9 protein-coding genes are annotated in these 6,502 nt (G+C 48.5%); 5 read left to right on the plus strand and 4 right to left on the minus strand.

What is annotated here, in order from left to right; translation table 11 throughout:
- The 5 genes from PHI12_12715 to PHI12_12735 form a co-directional block, all read left to right on the plus strand.
- The coding region (locus tag PHI12_12715) for a hypothetical protein (protein MDD5511653.1) at window positions 1-729 on the plus strand (729 nt) is incomplete at its 5' end.
- 103 nt (window positions 730-832) lie between these two features.
- The gene (locus tag PHI12_12720; protein MDD5511654.1) at window positions 833-2,101 is read left to right on the plus strand and encodes a DNA polymerase III subunit beta; all 1,269 of its coding nucleotides are present in this window, start codon (window positions 833-835) and stop codon (window positions 2,099-2,101) included.
- Window positions 2,102-2,268: 167 nt separating this feature from the next.
- Window positions 2,269-2,565, plus strand: a complete 297-nt coding sequence (locus tag PHI12_12725; protein MDD5511655.1) for a hypothetical protein — start codon at window positions 2,269-2,271, stop codon at window positions 2,563-2,565.
- A gap of 47 nt (window positions 2,566-2,612) precedes the next feature.
- The gene (locus PHI12_12730; protein MDD5511656.1) at window positions 2,613-3,095 is read left to right on the plus strand and encodes a hypothetical protein; all 483 of its coding nucleotides are present in this window, start codon (window positions 2,613-2,615) and stop codon (window positions 3,093-3,095) included.
- 138 nt (window positions 3,096-3,233) lie between these two features.
- Window positions 3,234-3,371 (plus strand): DUF5679 domain-containing protein, encoded by a 138-nt coding sequence (locus PHI12_12735; GenBank protein MDD5511657.1) that lies wholly within the window; start codon window positions 3,234-3,236, stop codon window positions 3,369-3,371.
- A gap of 229 nt (window positions 3,372-3,600) precedes the next feature.
- Here PHI12_12735 and PHI12_12740 read toward each other — a convergent pair whose 3' ends face one another.
- The 4 genes from PHI12_12740 to PHI12_12755 all read right to left on the minus strand — a co-directional run.
- Window positions 3,601-4,563 carry a universal stress protein gene (locus PHI12_12740; GenBank protein MDD5511658.1) on the minus strand — a complete coding sequence of 321 codons (963 nt, stop codon included), beginning with the start codon at window positions 4,561-4,563 and terminating at the stop codon, window positions 3,601-3,603.
- A 204-nt stretch (window positions 4,564-4,767) separates the two neighbouring features.
- Window positions 4,768-5,073 carry a hypothetical protein gene (locus PHI12_12745; GenBank protein MDD5511659.1) on the minus strand — a complete coding sequence of 102 codons (306 nt, stop codon included), beginning with the start codon at window positions 5,071-5,073 and terminating at the stop codon, window positions 4,768-4,770.
- Window positions 5,074-5,300: 227 nt separating this feature from the next.
- Window positions 5,301-6,011, minus strand: coding sequence for a hypothetical protein (locus PHI12_12750; GenBank protein ID MDD5511660.1), 711 nt, complete (start codon window positions 6,009-6,011; stop codon window positions 5,301-5,303).
- A 252-nt stretch (window positions 6,012-6,263) separates the two neighbouring features.
- Window positions 6,264-6,502, minus strand: a 239-nt coding sequence (locus PHI12_12755) for a universal stress protein (protein ID MDD5511661.1), incomplete at its 5' end; no start/stop codon positions are given.

Consider the following 6,502-nt stretch of genomic DNA (forward strand, 5'->3'; position numbering starts at 1 on the left):
GGCGGACACTGTAGCCAGTGCGGTAAGGTATGGGTGCTAAACGAAAGGCAAGGCGTATGTCCGTGGTGCGGAAAGCCAGCGAGCCAACAGCACAGCAGGACACAAGCCTTGCGTAGCATCAAGTCTAGCCGACGGCGACGGCAAAAGCAAGCTCGGTCTATCGGCAACGGCTATGACCAGCTAGAGGGCAATTGGCTAGCCTATTATAAGGTAGCCTCTCGGTTTAGCGGTAAGTCAAAGCCAGAGGATAGAGAGGACTTGCTACACGATATAATGCTTACCCTTGCCGACGTGGAGCGCAATAACGGACACAAGCCGTTTACCGAAGCCGTGATGTATCGGATTGCCAGTCATAGCGTAAATCATTACTGGTATCGGCATTATAAGGTAAATAACGGCTTGGACTGCCAGCACTGTAGCAAGGCGCAAAGGGCAAAGTGTAGAGAGAACGACCTATACCGAGAGTGTAAGAAGGCTATCAAGCTGGAAAGCCTGAGTAAGCCTGTCATAGACAGTGAGGGCAACACCACCGAGCTTGGAGAGCTGATAGCGGATGATAAGGCTCTTGAGCTTGGGGCGTGGGTCAGTGAGGATATCTGGGAGCTAGGCTATAAGCCAAGACTGGTAGCCATAGCTCACAAGCTACATAGTGGGGAAGCCCTTACTAACTACGATATGGTTTATCTTTCTCGATATAGAAGGCAAGAGCAAAAAAAGTTGATTGAGTGATAAGGTTTTAGGGTGATTTCGGACACTTATATAGTGGAAGCACCGCATAGGCTAGCGAGACGCAGATATGCGGTAGCTTACTAAAGAGGCGAAGCTGGCGGACTTGCCCGACTGCCAGATAGCCAAAGGGGTGAATAAACTGGAAAAACTGAATATCGAGGGCAAGCGTTCAGGCTCAGGCTTTGTGGCGCATAAAGCGACGCTGGTAAACGCCTTATCCAGAGCGGTCGCCGACAGGGTAACGCTACTGGACTTTACCATTGGGCGTAAAGGCTTACTCGGTTATCTTAAGTCGCTAAACGGAAGCAACATCGTGAAAGTTGCCCCGTTTACTGACAGTGCTAGCGAGACGCAGGCTGTTAGCAAACGGCTTAAGGTAGTTTGTGGAGCTAATATCAGCCAGCTTGATGACGGAGCGTGGATAGGTGATAACACGCCGATGACGCTCTGTGAGGTGAGGGTTACCTCTCGTAACGCCATAACGCCTAACATCGGCAGTCTGGAGCTAGCGGAAGCGCTATCGAGAGTGCTACCCTTTACCGCTACTGAGGACACTCGACCAGTATTACAATGTGTCCTCTTTACGGCTAAAGAGGGTAAGCTCACGCTGGTAAGCGCCGACGGCTTTAGACTGGCGGTAGTAAGCCTTGACTATGACGGAGAGGGCGAAGTCCTGATAAGCCGTGAGGATTTGGCAGGAATAGCGGGCGCCTTACGGAGCGCCAAGAGAGTGAGGGTTAGCTTTGAGGGTGAGGACATTAAGACGCTCACCATTGACACCGAGCTAATCCGCTATCAGTGGGTTAGCGACGACGGCAAGTTTCCCGACTGGGAGAGGCTAATCCCGACCGAGGCTAAGACCACCGCTCACTTCGACACTGTTGAGGCGGGCAAGGCAATCGGCACACTGAGAGCATTGGCCGACAGCAAGTCCTACCCGATAGACATTACCCTTGGTAACGGCGTTATGGTGCTGGCTAATCCCGATGATAAGGGGCAAGCCACAATGCCAGCCGATATCGAGGGTGAGGCTAACAGGGTAAGGCTGGACGGCGGTTACCTTGCCGAAGCGTTAAAGGCGTGTGGCGGTATGCCAGAGCTAAAGCTCACCGACGGCAAGTCGCCAGTCCTCTTTACCACTAACGGCTATAAGCTGGTGGTAATGCCGATGCTTACCAGTGAGCACACACCGAAAGCCGAAGGCAAGCCAGAAGCTGAAGCCGAGAGTGAAGGGGTAGCCGATGAGGTAACCGAAGCCGAGACAGAGGTTACCGAGACAGAGGTAGAGGTAGCCGAGCCAGAAGCTGAAGCTGAGAGCAAACCGAAGCCGAAGCGTAAGGGCAAGGTAAGAGAGCCAGTCGCCGTAGCCTGAAATTGAACGCTTGAACTCAAAAAGACACGCACAAAGAGGGTGTTGTGAAGCACCCTTTTTGTGCTCTTTTTTTGTAAGTGAGGGGGTATTGCTCCCCCAGTGCGTGGGAGTAATACCCGCTTGTCTATGCGTGGTAAGGGGCAAGTCTAAAGAGAGGAGGTGAAACTGTGCCCATTAGATGGAGCGCGCTACTGGTAAGCGAGGCGATGGACATGGTGGAGGAGATGGTAGACCAGGCCGCTGAACCGCTGGAACGAGCCAAGATTGTGGCTAACGAGGCCCGGAACATACCTAACCTGCCCCAGTATCTTGACCAGCGCCTGGTACGCCTGGTTTGCGATATCGAGCGGATAAGCTACATCAAGTCGGCAATTAAGGCTGTGAGGGATGATTTACCCGACGGGGCTATTGAGACAGAGAAACGGATAGCCAGCCACGGCCGGCAGCCGGTATTAGTCGGCTAAACTTGAAAATACAAAACGAAACAATGAAAAAATTAAGGAGGGTTTTTGTGCCAAAAACAGGTGATATGGTCAGTGATATCGTGGGGATATTCACCGACCCAATAATGGTATTCCCTGGGGGATGGGGAGAAACCTTACCCGATTGGATTAAGGGAGCCATCACGATGGACAGGCTGGAGATGAGTATCAGGACCTCAAAGGGCGAAGAGGAAACCGGTACCGATGCCGAAGCCTGCGCCTATCTCTATACCGCCGGGCTGAGTTTCCCGATGGACCACGACTGGAGCCGGATCTATCTCTATGTCTCTACCAAAACCTATACCCGGCATAAAGGTGGAGAGATGCCGGAAGATATCCGGGTTGAGAGCCTTGATGATTACCAGATGGCTGAGCTCAAGAGGCTAAAGGATTGGATATTCCACCAGCGGGTAAAGGTAAGGCAGGAGAGGGAGAGGGCGGATAGGCGAATAGAACGGGAGGAAGCTGAGGAACAAAGGAAATCCGAACAGCCGGAGCTGTTCGAGTTCTGAGATAATAGGTAAGATGTCAGTGGTTAGGCCTGGGGGAAGAAATTTCCCCAGGCCTTTTTCTTTACAATTATATCCGTGCCTATTGACTTTATCCCACGAGTGGTTTAAGCTCAGGGAAAACTAGGAAGGAGGTAATCCATGCAAGCGTACTGCGTTAAATGTCGAGCGAAAAAGGAAATGAAGAATCCCAAGAGCGTTACCATGAAAAATGGAAGACCAGCAACACAAGGGATTTGCCCTAGCTGCGGCACCAAAATGTTCCGAATCGGTAAGTAATAGCTTGCTCAGGGTATTTGATACTAGAGCTGGATATCTGGTCAGGGATATCCAGCTCTATTTGTGTCTGTCATGCTGGAAAGCTTTGTCGGATTATAAAGCGGTAAACATAAAAAGTACTTTAACGGTTGAATAAGCGAAGCACTGACCTGATGCTCTTCTCCCAAGAAAACTACATGCCGCTTTGATAGTAATTATACGCACAAACCTGTCACGCTTAATTTTACTACTACTCTTGTGCTGTTATACTGAATAGTGCTTTCTCATTCTGATTCCGTTTTGTCATCTTACAAGCTCGTATCATTAATACCGGGGTCTTCCCGGAATGCAGAACCTTATTGGTGACTCCGCCGAAAGCCCATCTCATGACACCGCTCCAGCCGTGGCTGGACATAGCGACGAGATCTATATCGTTTGCTTCAGCATAGTTGATAATCATATCAGGTGGGTAACCTGATATGATATCAATAGAGTTTGTCAACCCCTTTTCTTGAAGCGACATGCTCACGTTTCCCAGGTATTCAGTGGCGTCAACTATTCTTTCCTCATCCCCCTTTGCTGCCTGGTCAACCAGCTCCGCTAGTTCTTTAGTTATGAAGCCATGAAAACTGTCGAACTGGATCGAGGATGGTACCACTACATGAAGCAAGATCAGCTCTGCATCCAATAAACGTCCCAACATCTCCGCGGTTGGAATAGCTGCTTCTCCGGTTCTAGAACCATCTAGCGGTAGCAGGATCCTTTTTATCAGCTTTCTCCTTTGTAGAGCCCTATCGTTGGCCGGAGACTTGACCAGTAACACCGATTGATTCGCAGCACGAAGGACTTTCTCTGCAATACCATTGATGATACAGGGCCCATCATCGTAGCAGCCCCGACCCGACATGATTATTAGCCCAACGTTGTTATCATCGGAATAGCGCAAGATTTCAAGGGACGGGTTTCCCGTTAAAACCTGCTCATGAACCGTCGCTGTTTTTCCACTAACCTGATAATTGAGCATTTGTCTCATTTGTTCTGTTACTATCCCCAGGTAGTTCTGGCGAAGTTGCTTGCTACATTTTAGGGTTGGTTCGGAAATTCTAGCCAGAATCAATTGGCCACCAAGTCTACCAACGAACTCTACAGCATATGGCAGGACAATTTCCGCCGTTCTAGACCCATCCAGAGGAACCAGTACATTTTCGTTCACCTAATCACCTCAACCATTTTATTAGGATTTGCTTATAGCTAGGAAATGAGGTTTATTTACTGTTGCAGACTATCCCGGGAGTCTCCATTTTAATAACCGTATACTAATCCTGTTTTTCGAAGTAAGATAGGAATAGATACTACGTAAATCATGTACTTCTAATTCAGCAGTTAATATCCAGGAATCGAGCGAGTGACAATTGATTCATGGCTGGAACGGTATGCCATTACGCTCCAGGATCCACTTGGCCAGTTCCTTTGCCTTATCGGAATCCCAGGAGGTACGTCTCTGGCCACTCGGTTGACCATCAATAGTACGCTCTAGGAGTATCCTGTATTTTTTGCCACCGCGTTGATAGTCTGGGTTCAGGCTTACTATAGCCAATTCGTTACCATAGAACTCCGGCAGCTTATGAACAATTTCTTGATCGTTGGTTAGAGCCAATATTCTGGTAGTTAGTTCCTCGATAGGTGAGACTGACCGTACGGTATCCTTTTTCTTGCCGAACATTTTTGTCACCTCTTTTTCATATTCACACCTTTCCCCATTCTTGGACCTAAGCAACTATCCTTAGGAAACAGGCATTCTTACTTCACTTTCCTACCAGGGTTTTTCACTTGTTTTTTCTTAGCCTGTTTAAGAGCTTTCTTGTGGTTCCTACGCTCTTCCTCTCTTTGTGCAACCGATTTACTCTTCATAATCGCTATGTCTCCTTAAAGTATTGGATTGGTCACCATTTAGCTACGATATCTTTTTTTATTACTCCTTGTTTTAAGTCCAGTACTTGTATGCTTGACTGCCTTTGCCTTGCTGACGTGCACTTTTATTCGTCCCGTTTCGGCCTCTTTAGCTTCGTTTATCATCTTTTTGAAATTTCTCTTCCTACCACAGTGTTTGCAGACCCCTAGATTATCCGAATCGATCATCCAGTGGTGTGTGCAACGATCAACTGTGAGTACCATCGCGTTTCCAACATTCCGTTTGTATTTTAGGTCCCCCATATCGCCGAGGTATTCTTTGAGAACTCGCGCCGTTCCTGGTTGGTCGCAGCTATTCACAACCACTCTGGCATCTGGAGATAAGTGGCATTGCCAGCATCTTAATATTCTCTTCAGATCCTGATACTCATTGAAAACATTGATCCACAACAAGCCTATCTCATCCTTCCATCTCCTGGCAGCATCCTCATCCAGTTCATGCCGTAACACCAGGATATTCTGCCTGTTATCCTTGTCCAGGTTGATGGCGAGTTCCGGTCCTTCTTTTTGTAAGACGAAGCTGAACACTCTATTTTGCTTACCTTCTTGCGAGCCTCTGACCAGAAATGCGGTAGTTTCACCCCTTTCCTTGTCCACCGCAACAATAACCTGCGCTTCGGGTATGTCTCTGGCCAGATCGTAGAGAAGTTCACATACAGCATCGGGTGTTTCTCCTCCGCCTTGGTTCATAGAATCCCCTGCGGCTCCAATCTTACTAACTGTGCAGCCAGACACTGTGTTCCTCCCTTCAGTCCTTACTGATCCTTCCCTCAGATAGGTTGCTGTTTTGTGCAACGCCTTCCTTTCTGCTTGTTTCTCTTTCCATTCCTTTTTCGTTGTTTTACCCCCCCCGATCATCGGTTCTCACTGCTGCTAGCTATGAAAGTATCCAGAAAATCAAAGCTGAAGGAGTAATACTGTAGGCAGCATAATAATCTGTCCTTAACAGCGGGCTGACACTGATCCCCGGTCAACTCGTATCTGCTCGTATCGGCCAGTCCGAAACCCACTCGGAGTAACTATAAGTACGGGAATTGGAGAATCTCTGGTTACCTTGTTGGCTACACTGCCGAAATGCCAGCTCGTTAGCCCTGACTTTCCATGGGTAGTCATAATAATCAGGTCAACACAATTCTCCTTAGCATAGTCAAGTATTCCATCGGCCGCCGATCCATGGGTAA

Source organism: Dehalococcoidales bacterium (genome assembly GCA_028716225.1).
GTDB lineage: Bacteria > Chloroflexota > Dehalococcoidia > Dehalococcoidales > UBA5760 > UBA5760.